The following is a 16,273-nucleotide window of genomic DNA, read 5'->3' on the forward strand; positions in this document are numbered from 1 at the left end:
ACTCGGGGCGGCGGCAGTTCTATATGTCATACGAGAAGGGGCTTAGACGAGCACCGCGGTGATGACCACGCGGGTACCGGTCGGTTCGTTAGCCTCCCAGCGGATTGAGCCGTTCAGCTCGCTTGCCACCAGGGTACGCACAATCTGCATACCCAGGCCTTCCTTACCGGTCACCGGGCGGTAGGCGTTCGGGCCGGACTCTTCAATCTTCTTATCGCCCATGCCCTTACCGTCATCAGTAATCACGACGGTGAGGATGTTCTCACCCTCATCGTTGATGCCGCGAATACCCTCAAGGGTCACGGTGCCGGTCTCGCCGTCCAGGCCGTGCTCCACAGCGTTCGCGACAACCTCGTTGATAACCAGTGCCAGAGGGGTGGCGAACTGGCTCGGCAAAGATCCAAAGGAACCAATCAGCTTGGTAGACACGTGCTGACCGGGGGAAGCAAGCTCAGCGGCAAGGTGGAACTGACGCTCAATCAGCTCATCAAAGTCGACGTTCTGAGTCAGGCCCTGCGAAAGCGCCTCGTGCACGGTAGCAATCGTTGCCACGCGGCGCATCGCCTGCTCCAGGCCCTGACGTGCCTCATCAGTGGTCATACGGCGCGACTGCAGGCGTAGCAGAGCGGACACGGTCTGCAGGTTGTTCTTCACGCGGTGGTGGATTTCGCGGATAGTCGCGTCCTTGGTCATAAGTTCCAGTTCGCGGCGGCGCAACTCGGTCACGTCACGGCAAAGGATCACGGCGCCCTCACGCTCGATGTGAGCACGCCTCTGTGCCAGCAGCGGGATGGATCGCATGGTCACACGGGCACGAGCAATAACCAATTCGGTGCGCAGGTCGCTGCGTCCGGCAAGGACCAACTGCAGAGTTTCATCCGCCTGCTCACCGGCAGGAAGCATCGCACGGGTGACATCGGCAAGGTTTCGCTTTTCGAGGTAGCCGGTCATGCCCATGCGGTTGTACATGGAGTTCGCATTCGGGGAGGCAACCACCACGCGGCCGGCGGGGTCAAGCACAATAATGCCGTCGATCACGCGGGGGTTGCCCTGGGTGTTATTTCCCTGGGCGAGGGGGTCGGGCCACAGGCCGGAGTGCACCATGGAGAGCATGGTGTCAGCAGTATATTCGTAGACCTCGTCGCTGATGGAGGGGTAGCCACTGGGTGTGGCAATCTTGTGGCTGGTCAGCAGTGCGATGGTGCGGTTATTGCGCACAATGGGCACAAAAGTCACGTGTACACGCGGTCGAGCACCGACGCCTTCACCGCTTCCCTCATCGGTGTAGGTGCTGATGTTCTGGTCAATCCAGACGCGGTATGCCTCGTCGCGGATTCCCTCGTCCATCTCGCGCTGAATGATGTCGCGGTGGAAGAGGGTTCGGACGTTGGAGGGGCGCACGTGCGCGAAGGCACGGAAAGTACTGGTTTCGCTGGGGCCGGATACGGCATCCGGGGAGCTGCCGTCGGCAACAACGTAGTCGGTGGGGAACCATAGAACCAGGTCACTCTGGGCGATGTCAGAGATGACCTGCCATTCACCCATGATGAGGTGAACGCGTTCAGTGTCGCCAGGACCGAAGTCGCAGGCGCTCATAATTCCTTCTGCAAAAGACATATGTTTGTGTGCTTCCCATGAGTTCGGGTAGATTCAACCATTTTACGGGTTTGGTCGTCGTGAGTCCCATTCAAACGGCAATATGTGGAATAGTTTACAGAGCATTTCTTGAAGCACGCTTTTATTCCCAAATATGACGCAGAGAGATGAGATGCACCCCTCAGTTGGATAGTGAGACATTCGCACCACGTCTCTGCCTTGGCCCCGGGTGAAGATGCAGAAAACCCGGCATACCGGCGCTCCCCTGTTCTGGGAGGAATACCGATAAGCCGGGCCTCTTTCACCCACCTTTGGCGGGCATTAGTTGTAGCTGACGGGCCTACCCGCCGGGACTGATGTTAAACGATGGGGCGCACCGCGTACATGCCCTCGAGCATCGCTTCGAAGGACTGCACGACTGCGTGGCGGGGTGCCACCTCCAGCAGTGCCTCACCGTTGCGGCGCAAACGGTCCATGACCTTACGCTCGTACGGGATCACGCCTGTGAGCGGAACCGACAGGTAGCGTGCCCAGTTATCGCGCATTTTCGCCTCCGGGTTGAATCCGGCGGCTTCGCGGCGGCTGCGGTTGAGCCAGTACTGCACATCCGTTTCAGGTGCGAACAGGTCCGGGCGCGACTGCACCTCGCGGGCAAGGTTAATCAGGCGCGGCAGGCCGATGACGTCCGCTTCACCGAGCGCAATTACGCGGTCGGCGCAGGCGAGCGCGGTGAGGGTCGCGGCGTTACGGCGCGGTGCCGGGCCGTCAAAGGTCAGTTCCTCGTCGACCTCGATGGGGGCGGCAACATCGCAGATGACCAGGTCGTAGCGGTGTTTGAGCCATTCGAGTACTTCGGCGAAGGCGCGGGCGCGCACCTCGGGCCAACGCGAGGAGGAAGTGATGCCGCTCAAGAAGTCGAAGGTGCCGTTTTTGAGGGGCACGCGCTCCATGATGGCTCCGGCTTTCTTCTCGTCGAGCTGGGCGCGGTCGGCGTCCGAGCAGAGAATTGCCAGACCGGAGCCGGTGTCCTCGAGCGCCATGAGCGCATCCAGGCTGGGCGCGTAGGTGTCTGCATCGATGAGGCAGACCTGCTGCCCCTGCTGCGCCGCGAGGGCGGCAAGGTTGAAGGCGATGGTGCTTCGACCGGGCGCGCCGTGAGTGCCCCAGACGGTCACAATTGTGCCGAGGCGGTGGCCCGGCTGGTAGCGGGAAGGCGCGGCGGGGTCCTGGTTGATGTCAGGGTGCTGCGGCAGGGTGCCGTCGTTATTCTCGTTCTGCACGTGCAGGGCGTAGTCGCTGCCGGGCGCGAAAGAGTCAACGATGGCAGCGGCCTGACTGAGCACGGATTCCTCGTTGCTGGGGGCGGTCGAGGAGGCTTCCGCCGGCTCAGGCGCACCGGGTGCCGGGGCGGCCGGTGCTGCGGGGTCGATTCCGTAGCCTCCGTAGTCGGCGCCGTAGTGTGCACCAGCATTTGTAGCAGCACCCGCGGCGGGATCATAGCCGTAGCCGCCCGCCCCATGGCCAGCAGCTCCGTTATCGTAACCGTAGCCACCGTACGCGCTGTCGTAGCCGTACCCTGCATCGTATCCGTAGCCTGCGTCCTGACCGTAGGCGGCGTGCGCCTCCGGCTGATGCACCGCCTGCGCGGGAGCCTGATTCGGGGTCTGTGCGGGAGCCTGATTCGGGGTCTGTGCGGGAATGCCGTAGCCGGCGGCGGGTCGGGCGAGCGCCGCATCCACCGCTTGTTCGAGCGAGCCCAGAATCTCGTCGAGGGCAGCTTCGGGGCGGATACGGTGAGCCTGCGTGGGCAGATGCAGGTTGTCCGGGGCGATAACCGCCAGGAGCACCTCGGAGGCGGCGAGCGCATCCACGGTGGAGGCGCTTATTTCGGCGGGCACGTGGGCACAGAGCAGCACGCGGGCAATGCCGGTGTGCGCCATTCCGACGGCTTCGCTGAAGTCCTGCACGGTGCGCGCCACGGAGACGCGGCCGCGTTGGGATTCGATGCGGTTCAGGAGCGAGCCGTCATCGCCGTAGAGGATGACGGGGATGTTCACTGACCCTCCCCATAGGTGCCGGGGATGAGGCTGATCTTGGAGTCGCTGTTGCTTTCCTTGACGAGGGCGGCGAGGGCTTCTTCCTTGACCCACAGCTGCACGGTTGCCTTGCCGTTGGCGCCAAGCACGCCTTCGTCGACCGTTACAGCAACGATTTCAGCGTTGGTGACGATGGCGCGGGCGCCGTTTTCAGTGCGGTTATCGCTCTTGGTGTCGGGGTTGCGCGGGCCGGAGGTCCACACGTCCACGCGCTCGCCCGCCTTCAGCGCGGAGGCTGCCGCACGGTCAATGCTGACGGTGGCGAGACGGCGGCCCGGGGAGGTTTCGGTGCCTACGGATTCCTTGCTGATGAGGTTACCGGCGGGGATGCGCTGAATCGCGATTTTGCCGTTCATCTGGGCGGCGTCGGCGCGGGTAAAGTACTTATCGTTGGCGGAGTCGATGTTCGCTTCGACTCGGGCTAGTTTGTCTTCGGTGATCTTCTCGCCGAGGCGAATCTCGCTTTTGGCGGTGTAGTACTCGGTTTTGCTGTTGTTGGCTTGCACGTAGAGCTGCACGCCGGTGATGGAGACGAGCACGAGAAGTACACCGAGGATGAATCGCCAGTCCTTGACGGTGGGCCTTTTGAGGCGCCTGGCGTGGGGCTCGGTGAGGGTGGAACGCTTCGTCGCGTTCTGTCGTATGCGCATGATGTGGTTGTGCCTTTCGGTGCGGAAGCCGGCGGTGATTCCGGGTGTTGTTCAACTGACCGATGAGCGAGTGGTGTGTTTTCGATAGTGCTTTGACTGGATTCTGGCACTAACCCTAACAGCATATTTCATTTAGTACTCGCTCTCAACAAGAGTCGCGTTTATGAAATATTTTTGAGTCTTGCCCCTTTTGAATGGGTAATTAGATAACTTTTCAGCTCATATAAGGCTTTTTGTGCGCAAATTTCATGGTGATGACATATACTGAAAGTACTCAATAGATGTTCCGTATGGACTCTATGTATAAGGCCGCTAACGGTGGCTAAGGGGCCCAGGATTTCACTCACGGAAAGGAATAATTCGATGACTGCACCTCGTTTCCTCACTCTGAGCGACGTTGCCGAGGAGCTGCAGGTTTCGCTTTCGCAGGTGCGTGCTCTGGTGCGTAGCGGCGAACTTCCCGCCATTCAGATTGGTGGACGTAACCAGTGGCGCATTGAACGCTCTCGTTTTGAAGAGTACATTACTGAGCGCCACGAGCAGACTCTGGAGGCGATTGCTTCCGGCAAGCTCACTGCAAAGGCTAAGGCTGAGTAGCATTCGACATGCACCTCGCGGGCGCAACGCTCGAGTGGTTTTAGAAAGGTCCGCTCCTCTCATTGAGATTTCAATGGAGAGGGGCGGACCTTTTTGTGTTTATTGTTGCTTTTATAAGGGAATTTATACTTGTCGAGGCGTTTTTATGGGCGTTCCCACAAATTGAACTGCCCACTATTTACCCCGTGCTTTTAGCGTGAGATACGGGCGATAACTGCGCTAATACGAGCCAGCGGAATGGTGCGCACGCCAGCGCCGCGAGGTGCACGAGAGTAGCCGGAGGCGCCCTGACCATAACCAGCCTGCCCGTAACCTCCCTGCGCACCGTAGGCTGCACGCGCGTACTGGTCGCGTTCGTGGATGCGCGGGTACTGTCCACCGTTGAGCAGGCGCAATTCGAGGAAGTCGGCGCCAACTCGCTCAATCACGCCATCGTAACTGACGGTGCCGCCTTCGAGGGAGAGGCGGACGGGCTCGCGTGCCATGGCGAGGGAGCGCAGGGCGAGCTGGATTTTCATGCGGTAGCGTTCGGGGCGAACATCAGCGCGTCCGGGAGCTATGCCGCCTTCCCACCAAAGCATTCCGCGCAGGGGGATGATGATGTTCTCGCCGCGCGCTTCGATGCTGACCCATTCTTCGCCGACCATTTCGAGCTTACCTTCGTAGGTTTGCATGTCGGTGGCGCAGATACGGATGGGGCCGCCAACTTGTGCGAGGAGGCGGTCGTCGAGGGTGATGGTTGAATAGTGGACGCGGGCGACTTGGCGGGCGTCTTGTTCCATATCCCAGGCGCGTTCGGAGGCGAGGCGCGCCTCAATGTCTCGTAGGAACTTTTCCATGCTCATACTATGACCCTACCCGAGGAGGGGTGCGGATACGAACCGGGGCGTTTTTCTGGTCAGATGATGATTCTCAAACCTAATTTTTGAAGCAAATTCCATCAAATTACATGTTTTTCATGCATTTTGATGCTTTTTGCTTCATTTTTAACACAACTTCCTGTATAAATGAAGCAACATCAAAACACATCAAACACACCATTTGGAGGTCATTGTGGACCATCTTTCCACGCCGGGTTCAACCCCCGCAGCCTTCGCTTCGCATCCCCTTGCGTCCGTTACTCCTCTGGCATCTGGCGCTGACGCAGGTCATGAAACCAGCACCAAGGCTAACTACCAGGACGCTCTGCTCTTCATCGCCCCTCCCCTGCTTTCCGCGGCGGTCCTTGGTGCGTTGAGCGTGAACCTGCACCGCATCCCCTCGGCGCACCCGCTGACAGACGCTTCGCTGCTCTGCGCAGGAGCGGCGGCGCTCCTCATTACCGCGTGGTGGTTCATCAGCTTTATCTACGCGCTCTTCTACGCTCGTTCCCTGCGAGTTTCGAGCCGCAACGTTGACCGCGCAGTGCTGAAGGTTCCGGCGATTTTCCGTCCGCGCTTTATGCGCCGCATCGTCCTGACGCTCGGCGGCACGGCTCTTGGAGTGGGGGCGGTTTTGGCTCCCGCGCAGGCTACGGTGGCTACGCCCAGTAGCGCCGGGCTGACCGGTACGGAGGGCATGCCGCAGACGACGATTTCAGCTGTTATGGCAGCAGATTCAGCGAATACCGCCGCAGATGCGGCACTGCCAGATACCGCCCCGAATCAGTCCACCGCTCCACTGCAGCTCTCCGCAGAGGTTCCCGATATTCCCCTGGCGCCTGAACCCACGGAGGCGGCAGGCTCCCTGCAGGACCGCAGCCCCTTCTTCTCTCCTCCCCGCGCCGAGGCGGGCACCTACTCCTACACGGTTCAGGCAGGCGATACGCTCTGGTCGATTGCCGCCGAGCAGCTGGGCGAAGGCACCGACGCCTCCACCATCTACAACTACACTCTCGATATTTACGAGGCGAACAAGGACGCCCTGGGCCAGAACGCCGAGCTGCTCTATGAGGGGCAGGTTCTGCAGATTCCTGAGCAGCCCGTTCACTAGCCTCACCCGTGTCTTCCGCTCCCCTCTCCGCCTCACCTCGACAGTCTTTCGTTCGCTCAGCTCACCTCACATATCCCTGCACCGAAAGCCTCTGCGCCGAAACCCTCGCACCGAAAGGAGCCGTCATGAGCTTCTCCCATCTTCTCCCCCGCGCCCCGTGGACCCCGCCGCATCAGCCTGCACAGCCTGTCAGCCCGTATTCGAAGAGTCGCCCGTCCGCTCAGTCTGTGGTTCAGCAGCCGGTCATTCCGCAGCAAGCGGAGCCTCTCCCCGAGCAGGGTCAGGGCACGATGGCTCTGGTGCAGAAGCGTAATAGCCCGTCGGTTTACTCGCTGTTGCCGCTGCCGCGTTACGAGCAGCATTCGGCGCAGCGTCCGCAGGTGATGAAGAAGGGCCGCCCGTTGCGTCCGGCGGATGCACTAGCTCGCCAGTTGGAGGGCCGTTGCGCGGGTGTGGCGATTGCGTACCTGGAGATTATGTCGGCTCGTCGTTCGCGTCAGCAGTTGGCGCAGTGGGTGTCTGCCGATTGTTTCCACCGTCTGCTGCCGTTCTTCCCGAAGAACCCGCGCCAGGTGCGCCAGGAGATGCTGTTGACTCTCCCGCCGGTTCTGCTGCGGGTGCGAGCGCAGAAGGTGCACGATGAGCTCTACGAGGTGGTGGCACTGCTACGTTGCGCGGATAGGGTGCGTGTGGTGACCATGCAGATGCGCCTGATTCACGGCATGTGGCTGATTACCGCGATTGAGCAACCGCAGAGCCGGGTTGACGAAGACTAGGTTTCCTCATCGCCTGCTGAATAAATCGCCCGCAGAGCACAAACCCACAGACACGCAGAGAGGGTGCGAATCCGGTCTTGGATTCGCACCCTCTCTGTTGTGCTTTATGCTCTTTTTACGCTTTGCGGTGCGTCAGCTTTTACGCTGAGGCTACTTGTCCTTCGAGCGTTCCACGTGAACCTGCTCGTGACCGTCCTCATCCGGGGCGGAGTACTGCAGGAACTTCGGGCGCGAAGGCTCAGCCAGGCGCACGGCAGAAGCCTGAGTACGCTGCTTGGACAGGTCCAGGTTGAACAGGTAGGTCACGGTCTCTTCGCGGATCGCGCCGAGCATCGACTGATACATGTCGTAGCCTTCACGCTGGTACTCGACCAGAGGGTCACGCTGAGCCATCGCACGCAGACCGATACCTTCCTTGAGGTATTCCATCTCGTACAGGTGCTCGGGCCAGCGCTCACCAATGACGGACAGCATGACGCGGCGTTCGATTTCACGCATGCTCTCTTCGCCAACGCTCTTCTCGCGCTCTTCGTAGATGAGGTGTGCGTCCGCCAGGACTTCCTTCACGATCTGGTCGCGAGTGATCTTGGTGCGGTCGCCGGCGTCCTCAGCGAGGTCGTCCACGGTGATGGAGATGGGGTACACCTGCTTGAGGGCGCTCCAGAGCTCGTCGAAGTCCCAGTCCTCGGCGTGGCCTTCAGAGACGCGGGCGTCAATGATGGTGGTCAGCACCTCGTCCACGAAGCCGGAAATCTGTTCCTTCAGGTCGTCACCGTGCAGGATGCGGCCGCGGTCCTTGTAGATTGCTTCGCGCTGGCGGTTGAGCACGTCGTCATACTTGAGCACGTTCTTACGCTGCTCGGCGTTACGGCCCTCAACGTTTGCCTGTGCGGTAGCAATAGCGCGGCTAACGATCTTGGAGTCCAGTGCGGAGTCCTCGGGGGCTGCCGCCATGAGGCGGGTTGCCATGCCGGTGTTGAACAGGCGCATCAGTTCGTCGGTCAGCGACAGGTAGAAGCGGGACTCACCCGGGTCACCCTGACGGCCGGAACGACCGCGCAGCTGGTTGTCGATACGTCGGGACTCGTGACGCTCAGTGCCGAGCACGTATAGACCACCGAGCTTGGTGACTTCATCGTGCTCTTCTTTAGCGGCGTCTTCGCAAGCCTTCAGGACCTCGGGCCAGCGTGCCTCGTACGCCTCGGAGTTGGTGTTCGGGTCCAGGCCGAGCTCACGCATCTTCTCGACGGCCTCAAATTCGGGGTTACCGCCGAGCATAATGTCGGTACCACGACCAGCCATGTTGGTTGCCACGGTGACGGCGCCCTTACGGCCCGCCTGCGCAACAATAGCTGCTTCACGCTCGTTGTTCTTTGCGTTCAGCACCTCGTGGCGCACGCCTTCCTTCGCCAGCTGGCGGGAAAGGTATTCGGAGTTCTCCACGCTTGCGGTACCGACCAGAATCGGCTGGCCCTTTTCGTGGCGTTCCTTAATGTCCTTGACGACCGCCTTGAACTTGGCGATTTCGTCGCGGTACACCTTATCGGGGTTGTCGATGCGCTGCACACCCTTGTTGGTGGGGATGGGCACCACGCCGAGCTCATAGGTGTTCATGAACTCTGCCGCTTCGGTTTCCGCGGTACCGGTCATACCGGACAGCTTGTCGTACATGCGGAAGTAGTTCTGCAGAGTCACGGTCGCCATGGTCTGGTTCTCAGGCTTGATTTCGACGCCTTCCTTCGCCTCAATCGCCTGGTGGATGCCGTCATTGTAGCGGCGGCCCGGCAGAATACGACCGGTGTGCTCGTCAACAATCAGGACCTCGCCGTCAATGACCACGTAGTCCTTGTTGTTGGTGAACAGCTCCTTCGCCTTAATGGAGTTGTTCAGGAAGCCAATGAGCGGGGTGTTCTTGGATTCGTAGAGGTTCTTCACACCCAGGTGGTCTTCCACCTTGTCAATGCCGGGTTCAAGGATGCCGACGGTGCGCTTCTTCTCGTCTACTTCGTAGTCTTCACCGCGCTTAAGCAGGGTCGCGGCAATGCGCGCGAACTCTGCGTACCAGCGGTTCGCCTCACCGGCTGCGGGGCCGGAAATGATCAGAGGGGTACGTGCCTCATCAATCAGGATGGAGTCGACCTCATCGATAATGGCGAAGTTGTGGCCGCGCTGAACCTGCTCCTCCACGGTCCACGCCATGTTGTCACGCAGGTAGTCGAAGCCGAACTCGTTGTTCGTACCGTAGGTGATGTCTGCGGCGTACTGCTTACGACGCTCGTCCGGCTCCATGGAGGACAGAATCACACCGCACTCCATGCCGAGGAAGCGGAACACGCGACCCATGAGGTTCGCCTGGTACTCAGCCAGGTAGTCGTTCACGGTCACAATGTGCACGCCCTTGCCGCTCAGGGCGTTCAGGTATGCGGGCAGGGTCGCGACGAGGGTCTTACCCTCACCGGTCTTCATTTCGGCAATGTTGCCCAGGTGCAGTGCAGCGCCGCCCATGAGCTGCACGTCGTAGTGGCGCTTGCCCAGGGTGCGCTTGGACGCTTCACGGACTACCGCGAAGGCCTCCGGCAGCAGAATATCGAGGGATTCGCCGTCCTTGACGCGCTCGCGGAACTTGTCGGTCTCTGCTCGCAGTTCCTCATCGGTCATCGATGCGAAGCTATCCTCGAGCGAGTTCACCGCCTTAGTGTACGCTTCGAGCTGTCGCAGAACCCTCTTATCGCCGGTTCGGAGGATTTTCTCCAAGAAAGATGCCACTGAGCTTCTACTCCTTGTTTGTTTCGGTACCCTCACCAAGGGCGCGCGAAAGTGCGCGCGGTGAGGCCTTCCTACATATTGTATGGCAGAGCCGCCTAATTCGCCCGTCCGAGCTATTTTTTACGCTGTACGCCCACGAGGTGACATTTGGTGACGCTCGAATCTTTCACCCTCCGGTTGAGGCAGAGCCGACCCGTCCGCCTAAAGGAACGGCTGTGTGGAGGGCAAAGAAAAACCCGGGGGCCTGGAGAAACACGGTGTGTGTTCCCAGACCGCCCGGGTCTTGAGCCTGCTCGCTGAGTACGACCCCTAAAGAGCCTTACGCCTCAGCAGCCAGCAGGTACGTTAGTTTTACTCGTTGTCCAGAGTAATGATGCCGTAGCTCCAGCCCTTACGGCGGTATGCCGCAGCCGGTGCGCCGGTCTCGCTGTCAATGTACAGGTAGAAGTCGTGGCCGACCAGTTCCATACGGTCAACAGCTTCTGCGGGAGTCAGACGCTCGCCCTTGAAGCTCTTGTGGCGAATCTCGATGGGAGATGCGGCTTCGTCGGCGAGGGTGACCTCGCTGTTATCGAATGCTGCTTCTTCCACCGGAACATCCGGCAGCAGAATCTCGGTAATTGCTTCGGTAACCACAGGAATCGAGCCGGTAGCGTCCGCCACGGAGACGGGGTGCTTGCCACCGCGCTTGTGCAGCTTGCGGCGGTCACGTGCACGGCGCAGACGCTCCAGGAGCTTGCCGTAGGTTTCATCGAAGACCGCGAACTTGTCGTGACCCTGGGCTTCGGAACGGAGGACGGGGCCGGTACCAACAACGGTAATCTCAACGCGGATGGACTCGCCACCCAGGTGACCGTCCTTGCTGAACTTGACGTCGATGTCCTTCACGTTATCGCCGAGCTGCGCGAACTTCTGAACCTTGTCGTTCACGTATTCTTCCAGGCGTTCGGTGACCTTGATATTGCGGCCGTAGATGTTGACTTCCACGATCATTCCCTCCAGGTTGGGGGCTTATACCGCGTCCGGTTGGACCCGGTACGGGGGTTCGACTTCAATGCCGTTCCCTTGTATATATTTTAGTACGAAACATGTTTCATATCACTAGATATGACAAATATTTAGCCTAAATAATAGCTATTCGTCCGTCTGCGAACTTTAACAGCTAAAAATCGTGTATCTCTTGCAACTAACTACAAGAAACGCTATATCTGAGCTTTTTTCGGTACCGCCGCCACGGCGCACACACCCAGCACCAGCGACCCCTCATCCTGTAGCACACGCGCCATCTCCGAGGCAGTCGCGCCGGTAGTCACCACGTCATCACAGATAATGCTCACCCGCCCCGCGCACAGAGCAGGCTCCATGACGCGCAGGGCACCGTGCATCCGCTCGGCACGACCCACAGCGCCCAGGCCCTTCTGCTCGTTCTGCGCACCGGAAAGCGCGTCAGAAATAATGGAGGCGCCGCTCCCCCGCCGCGGGCGAGGAGCGTACCCGATAACGTCCACAGCGCGCACCCGCACCGAGGCGGGCAAACGCCGATTGAGCTGACGCACCGCCTCCTGCACCAAAAGATTCGCCGGCGCATAGCCGCGGCGGCGCACGCTCTGCGCAGAGGACGGTGCCGGAACCAGCAGAACCTCAACCGGCGCAGAAGAACCGGGTTCAGCCTGAAGCTCCTCCCGGCGAGCGCGTAACAGCTCATACACGCTACGCGCCAAACCCTCTCCCAACAGGGGCAGCAGGTCGGTACGGCCCGCATTCTTCAACGCCAACAGGGCACGCGGCATGATCCCCTCATAACGGGATGCCGCACGCACCTCGGGAGCAGCCGCGCCATCAAGAGGTTGCAGAGCATATACTCGCTCCACCTTAGCCAACGCCGAACGCAACTGCGGCAAGCAAGCCTCACACAGTGGCGAGCCTGCCCCATAGGCGACCGGCACCGCACAGCACGGGCAAGTACGCGGCATCAGCACCTCCCCCAAAGACCCGCCGGCACTCTTGAGAGCGCCCGCAAGCCCGGTCAGAGACTTGCTCCAGGACCCATTCACGGAATCGTTCAAACCACGCTGTACTGAACTCACCGAAAGCACCCTTTCCTCGCTCGCGCCTACCCGAGGCTAACCGGCGTAACTAATCTCGTGCAGGGTCGTGTCCAGGCGAATCCAGCCGCGCTCCTCCATCAGGTAGCACGAACCGTCAGAACGGTGAGCAATAATATTCGACGTATTATCCGCCGTCGAAATGGTCATCACACCATCCAAACGGTCCAGCTTCGTCTCTTCACCGCTGAGGGAAATCACCTCAGACTCACCATTCTTCACGTTCACCACCACGACGCTCTGATCGCCAGCCCAACGGGCATTACGCGGAGTCACAGAAGAACTCAGACGCACCATCTCCGTCAGACGCAGAGGCTTGCCGGCATCATCACGCACAATGCCGGAAATAATCACAGCCGACGCACCCTCAGTAGACGCCACAATCGCCATGCGGGCACCATCGTGAGAAACGTTCACGCTCGTAAAGCTCAAATTACGCTGCCAGGACAAACCAATATCCACGCCGCGCTCACGCTCGGTTGCATCCTCAGAATCCGGTTTGAAGGCACGAACAATACCCTCACCATCGGCTGCCCACACCCAGCCATACGCATCAAAACTGGGAGCAGTCAGAGCGGTACTCTGCCACACGCGGCGGGCAGTGCCCTGATACACCGTGTACAGGCTCGCGGCATCGTTCGCCAAGCAGGCGTAAACATCCGCCGAATAGCCCATCGCCGGGGAACTCAACTGGGTCACGCCACGCAGAAGCAATTGCTCACCCGCATTGCTCATATAGTCATCGCGCGCCACCATCTGGCCGTTCGAATTAATAGCAACCGTGCGGGCAGGAACACCCGGGTTCAGCTTCACCGCAGAAAAGCCGCTCGGCGCGTTCTCAGGAATCAGAGTGCCGTTATAGAAAACCTCAGTCTTGCCCAGACCCGAGAAGTTCTCCAAACCGTGCATAATCTGCTCACGCACACGCGCCAAACGGTTATCGTCCAGATGCTCACCCGAGAGGCGAACCAGCACATCCTGGTTATCGCTCATAGTTGCCGTCTCAAGGCTCATCGACTCGTTCAACGCCGAGAACGCGACGTCCTTCAGGTAGGACGCCGGGCCAGCCATCAGCGTACGCACCAGCAACTCAAAATAGCGATCCGTATGCGGGAACCAACGAATATCCGGCACAGCATAACGGAACGCACGATCGTAGAAGTACAGGCGGCACGGGCTAAACACGCGCTCAAACTCGGCACCATCCAGCCACAGACCATCCGGGCAGGAGCTAATACGCCACTGGTTATCTTCCATAACCATGGTGAAATCCTGAGTCTCAGTCTGAGCCTCCGGGAATGTGCTCGTAATACCTTGACTATTCACAGTCGCCGTCTGCTGGAAACGCACATGATACGTACCCTCGGCAGTTCCACTATCGTCACTGCGAGGCTGCACCGTATTACGGTACACGCGAGTCGTACCCATAGGATTCCAACGGCGCGCAAAAGAAGAGCTCAAATACTGGCGCGCCACAGCATAATTCTCAATGCTGTCCACACCAGCACGCACGAAGCCCTCAATAATCGCCTCGGGGGTAGCACCCGCCAGCGGTCCCGGCGCACGCGCCGGAGAAGTGTTAACGCTCTTCACGTCCAGACCGCTGCTGTGCTGAGTCACTCGATCGTTCGAGGGAAGACCCGCGCAAGAGCTCACGAGCGTCGCCAAAGACACCGCACCCCAAGACAGCGCGGCGCGTCGAGAAACAATAGCCCTATGAGCCATGGAGGTCTTAACCTTCCTCTACGAACAAAGACAAACAATCACCAACTACCGTTGCAGGCCACCGCAACACGGTGAAAAGATAACCACGGCGAAATAGCAACACCGTGAAAACATATCTGCATTGATTGTACTGGGTGAACAGTGCAAATACGCAAGGATAAGCGTAAATACAGCCGAGCAACACCAACGCACCGATATATGACAGAAGCCTAAAGCCTCTCCCCGTTTGAACCCCTTAGAGCTCGCCCTCAAGGTTCGCACGAGGAGCAATATTGGGCAGCGTATCCTTCGCGGTCGCCGAACGATGCGCACTCACCTCAGGCTCACCCGTCACCAAAACCGGCGACTCGCCCAAAGGCGCACCGTGAATCAGCGGCAGGTTCATCGTGAAGCAGGCACCGCGGCCCTTCTCGCCCCACGCCTCAATCGTGCCGCCGTGCAGACGCACATCCTCAGCAGCAATCGACAGACCCAGGCCCGTACCGCCCAGGGTGCGCTTACGGGAAGTATCAGCACGCCAGAAACGGTTGAACACCTGAACAGCCTCATCCTCAGACAGACCGATACCGTGGTCACGCACCGCAACACCCAGGTTCGTGGCATTCGCACCCACGTACACGTCAATCGGGCGGGACTCGCCGTGCTCAATCGCGTTGTACAGCAGGTTACGGAGCACACGCTCAATACGCACGCGGTCCATATCAACCATGATGCTCTCATGGCTCGTATGCACGTTCAGCTTAGTATTCGTGCGCTCCAGGTGCGGCAGAGCCTCCTGCAAAATATTCGACAGCACACGCATGAAGTCTTCAGTGTCGATGGTCAGCATTGCGCTACCTGCATCGAAACGAGAAATCTCCAGCAGGTCAGAAAGCATCGACTGGAAACGATCCACCTGATCGTGCAGAAGCTCCACGGTGCGGCTCTGCGTGCGCTCCATCTCGTCACGCGTATCGTACAGAAGTTCCGTACCCAAACGCACCGTCGACAGCGGAGTACGCAACTCATGCGACACGTCAGACACAAAGCGCTGCTGCAGAGTCGACAGGCGCTCCAGCTGAACAATTTTCTCCTGCAGCGAGTCAGCCATCAGGTTGAAGGAATAGCCCAGACGCGCCGCCTGATGCTCACCGTGTACAGACACGCGCTGATCCAGATCGCCAGCAGCCAGCTTCTCAGCGGTAATAGCGGTCTGCGTAATCGGGCGGACCACAAAACGAGTCACAATCCACACCACAGAAAGCACCACAGTAAGCAGTGCGCAGAAACCGCCAAAAAGAACAAAGTTAATATGCGCAATCGTGGCGGAAGAATCCGTCATATCGTACACAAGGAACAAACCGTAATTAGGGTTCTGTGCAATAGAAATATGTGTACCAACAATAAGCACCGGATAGGTACGCTCACGATTATTTTCGACAGTAGTCACCGTAGACGTCTGCCAGAAAATACCATCTTTATCGCGAACAGTTTGTTTGAAATCATTCGGAATACTCGAAGAATTCAAAGAATTATTACTGCTCTGCTCAGGAATAAAACCCTGCTTACCTTGACCTTCCAAAGGCACAAGAATCCAATTACGCTTACCCGAGCTGCCCGCATCCAGCACGGTCAGGGTACGGCTCACATTACGGCGAATTTCGCTGTCACTACGGGCCTCAGAGGAGTCCAGCACGCTCTGAACGTTACGGAAACCACTCTCCGATTCCGCCAGCGCCTGACCCTTCTGATTCTCAAAAAGACTCGTCGCAATCTGGCTCGACAAGGACCAACCCACCATCAAGAAGCTCAGGAACATCATGATGCCCGCAGTGCCCAAAGCACGGAACTGCAGAGATTCCTTCCACAGACGCTGAGCGCGCTGCATCAGGCTCCTACTACTCTGCTTTTTCGCCTTACGCGGCTTGGAAGTGCGGGTACGCGAAGAGGCGGAGGCTACCGCCTCCGCCGTCAAAGCGCCGTGCTCATGGCTCGACTTCGCAACAGACAAT

The 16,273-nt window shown here is 59.3% G+C and carries 12 protein-coding genes; 3 read left to right on the top strand and 9 right to left on the bottom strand.

All coding sequences use genetic code 11. The features are described 5' to 3' along the window. Positions 1 to 42 precede the first annotated feature (42 nt). The 3 genes from HMPREF2710_RS03070 to HMPREF2710_RS03080 all read right to left on the bottom strand — a co-directional run bounded on the left by HMPREF2710_RS03070 (position 43) and on the right by HMPREF2710_RS03080 (position 4,342). On the bottom strand, positions 43 to 1,617 hold the full coding sequence (locus HMPREF2710_RS03070) for a sensor histidine kinase (RefSeq protein WP_070599452.1): 1,575 nt from the start codon (positions 1,615 to 1,617) through the stop codon (positions 43 to 45). A gap of 338 nt (positions 1,618 to 1,955) precedes the next feature. Beyond that, entirely contained in the window at positions 1,956 to 3,653 is a 1,698-nt protein-coding gene (locus HMPREF2710_RS03075) for a CpaE/TadZ family protein (RefSeq protein ID WP_070599454.1), read from the bottom strand. Next, entirely contained in the window at positions 3,650 to 4,342 is a 693-nt protein-coding gene (locus HMPREF2710_RS03080) for an SAF domain-containing protein (RefSeq protein WP_012903218.1), read from the bottom strand. The genes HMPREF2710_RS03075 and HMPREF2710_RS03080 overlap by 4 nt, the downstream gene beginning before the upstream one ends. 363 nt (positions 4,343 to 4,705) lie before the next feature. Here HMPREF2710_RS03080 and HMPREF2710_RS03085 point away from each other — a divergent pair, with 363 nt between their 5' ends. Then, positions 4,706 to 4,939: a helix-turn-helix domain-containing protein gene (locus tag HMPREF2710_RS03085; protein ID WP_044150292.1), complete on the top strand. Its 234-nt coding sequence runs from the start codon at positions 4,706 to 4,708 to the stop codon at positions 4,937 to 4,939. A gap of 191 nt (positions 4,940 to 5,130) precedes the next feature. Here the strand turns inward: HMPREF2710_RS03085 and HMPREF2710_RS03090 are convergent, their stop codons facing one another. Next, positions 5,131 to 5,784, bottom strand: a complete 654-nt coding sequence (locus tag HMPREF2710_RS03090) for a hypothetical protein (RefSeq protein WP_049349479.1) — start codon at positions 5,782 to 5,784, stop codon at positions 5,131 to 5,133. A 208-nt stretch (positions 5,785 to 5,992) separates the two neighbouring features. Here HMPREF2710_RS03090 and HMPREF2710_RS03095 point away from each other — a divergent pair, with 208 nt between their 5' ends. Next, positions 5,993 to 6,910 (top strand): LysM peptidoglycan-binding domain-containing protein, encoded by a 918-nt coding sequence (locus HMPREF2710_RS03095; protein ID WP_070599522.1) that lies wholly within the window; start codon positions 5,993 to 5,995, stop codon positions 6,908 to 6,910. Positions 6,911 to 7,035: 125 nt separating this feature from the next. Then, positions 7,036 to 7,686: an Rv3235 family protein gene (locus tag HMPREF2710_RS03100; RefSeq protein ID WP_070599456.1), complete on the top strand. Its 651-nt coding sequence runs from the start codon at positions 7,036 to 7,038 to the stop codon at positions 7,684 to 7,686. 150 nt (positions 7,687 to 7,836) lie between these two features. On the opposite strand, the gene secA is transcribed toward HMPREF2710_RS03100, so the two are convergent. The 5 genes from secA to mtrB all read right to left on the bottom strand — a co-directional run bounded on the left by secA (position 7,837) and on the right by mtrB (position 16,272). Next, entirely contained in the window at positions 7,837 to 10,452 is a 2,616-nt protein-coding gene (secA, locus tag HMPREF2710_RS03105) for a preprotein translocase subunit SecA (protein WP_070599458.1), read from the bottom strand. A 351-nt stretch (positions 10,453 to 10,803) separates the two neighbouring features. After that, entirely contained in the window at positions 10,804 to 11,445 is a 642-nt protein-coding gene (gene hpf / locus HMPREF2710_RS03110; protein ID WP_012903212.1) for a ribosome hibernation-promoting factor, HPF/YfiA family, read from the bottom strand. A gap of 209 nt (positions 11,446 to 11,654) precedes the next feature. Next, entirely contained in the window at positions 11,655 to 12,539 is an 885-nt protein-coding gene (locus HMPREF2710_RS03115) for a ComF family protein (RefSeq protein ID WP_246824519.1), read from the bottom strand. A gap of 36 nt (positions 12,540 to 12,575) precedes the next feature. Continuing rightward, on the bottom strand, positions 12,576 to 14,282 hold the full coding sequence (locus HMPREF2710_RS03120; RefSeq protein WP_049358413.1) for an LpqB family beta-propeller domain-containing protein: 1,707 nt from the start codon (positions 14,280 to 14,282) through the stop codon (positions 12,576 to 12,578). A 235-nt stretch (positions 14,283 to 14,517) separates the two neighbouring features. Continuing rightward, the gene (gene mtrB / locus HMPREF2710_RS03125; protein ID WP_049358412.1) at positions 14,518 to 16,272 is read right to left on the bottom strand and encodes an MtrAB system histidine kinase MtrB; all 1,755 of its coding nucleotides are present in this window, start codon (positions 16,270 to 16,272) and stop codon (positions 14,518 to 14,520) included. Position 16,273 lies beyond the last annotated feature (1 nt).

This window comes from Rothia sp. HMSC069D01 (assembly GCF_001810135.1).
Taxonomy (GTDB): Bacteria; Actinomycetota; Actinomycetes; order Actinomycetales; family Micrococcaceae; genus Rothia.

What these genes read in the sequence shown, in the direction of transcription:
- HMPREF2710_RS03070 (WP_070599452.1), bottom strand. Translation starts at nt 1,617, where the DNA reads ATGTCTTTTGCAGAAGGAATTATGAGCGCCTGCGACTTCGGTCCTGGC.
- HMPREF2710_RS03080 (WP_012903218.1), bottom strand. Translation starts at nt 4,342, where the DNA reads ATGCGCATACGACAGAACGCGACGAAGCGTTCCACCCTCACCGAGCCC.
- HMPREF2710_RS03085 (WP_044150292.1), top strand. Translation starts at nt 4,706, where the DNA reads ATGACTGCACCTCGTTTCCTCACTCTGAGCGACGTTGCCGAGGAGCTG.
- HMPREF2710_RS03090 (WP_049349479.1), bottom strand. Translation starts at nt 5,784, where the DNA reads ATGAGCATGGAAAAGTTCCTACGAGACATTGAGGCGCGCCTCGCCTCC.
- HMPREF2710_RS03100 (WP_070599456.1), top strand. Translation starts at nt 7,036, where the DNA reads ATGAGCTTCTCCCATCTTCTCCCCCGCGCCCCGTGGACCCCGCCGCAT.
- hpf (WP_012903212.1), bottom strand. Translation starts at nt 11,445, where the DNA reads ATGATCGTGGAAGTCAACATCTACGGCCGCAATATCAAGGTCACCGAA.
- HMPREF2710_RS03120 (WP_049358413.1), bottom strand. Translation starts at nt 14,282, where the DNA reads ATGGCTCATAGGGCTATTGTTTCTCGACGCGCCGCGCTGTCTTGGGGT.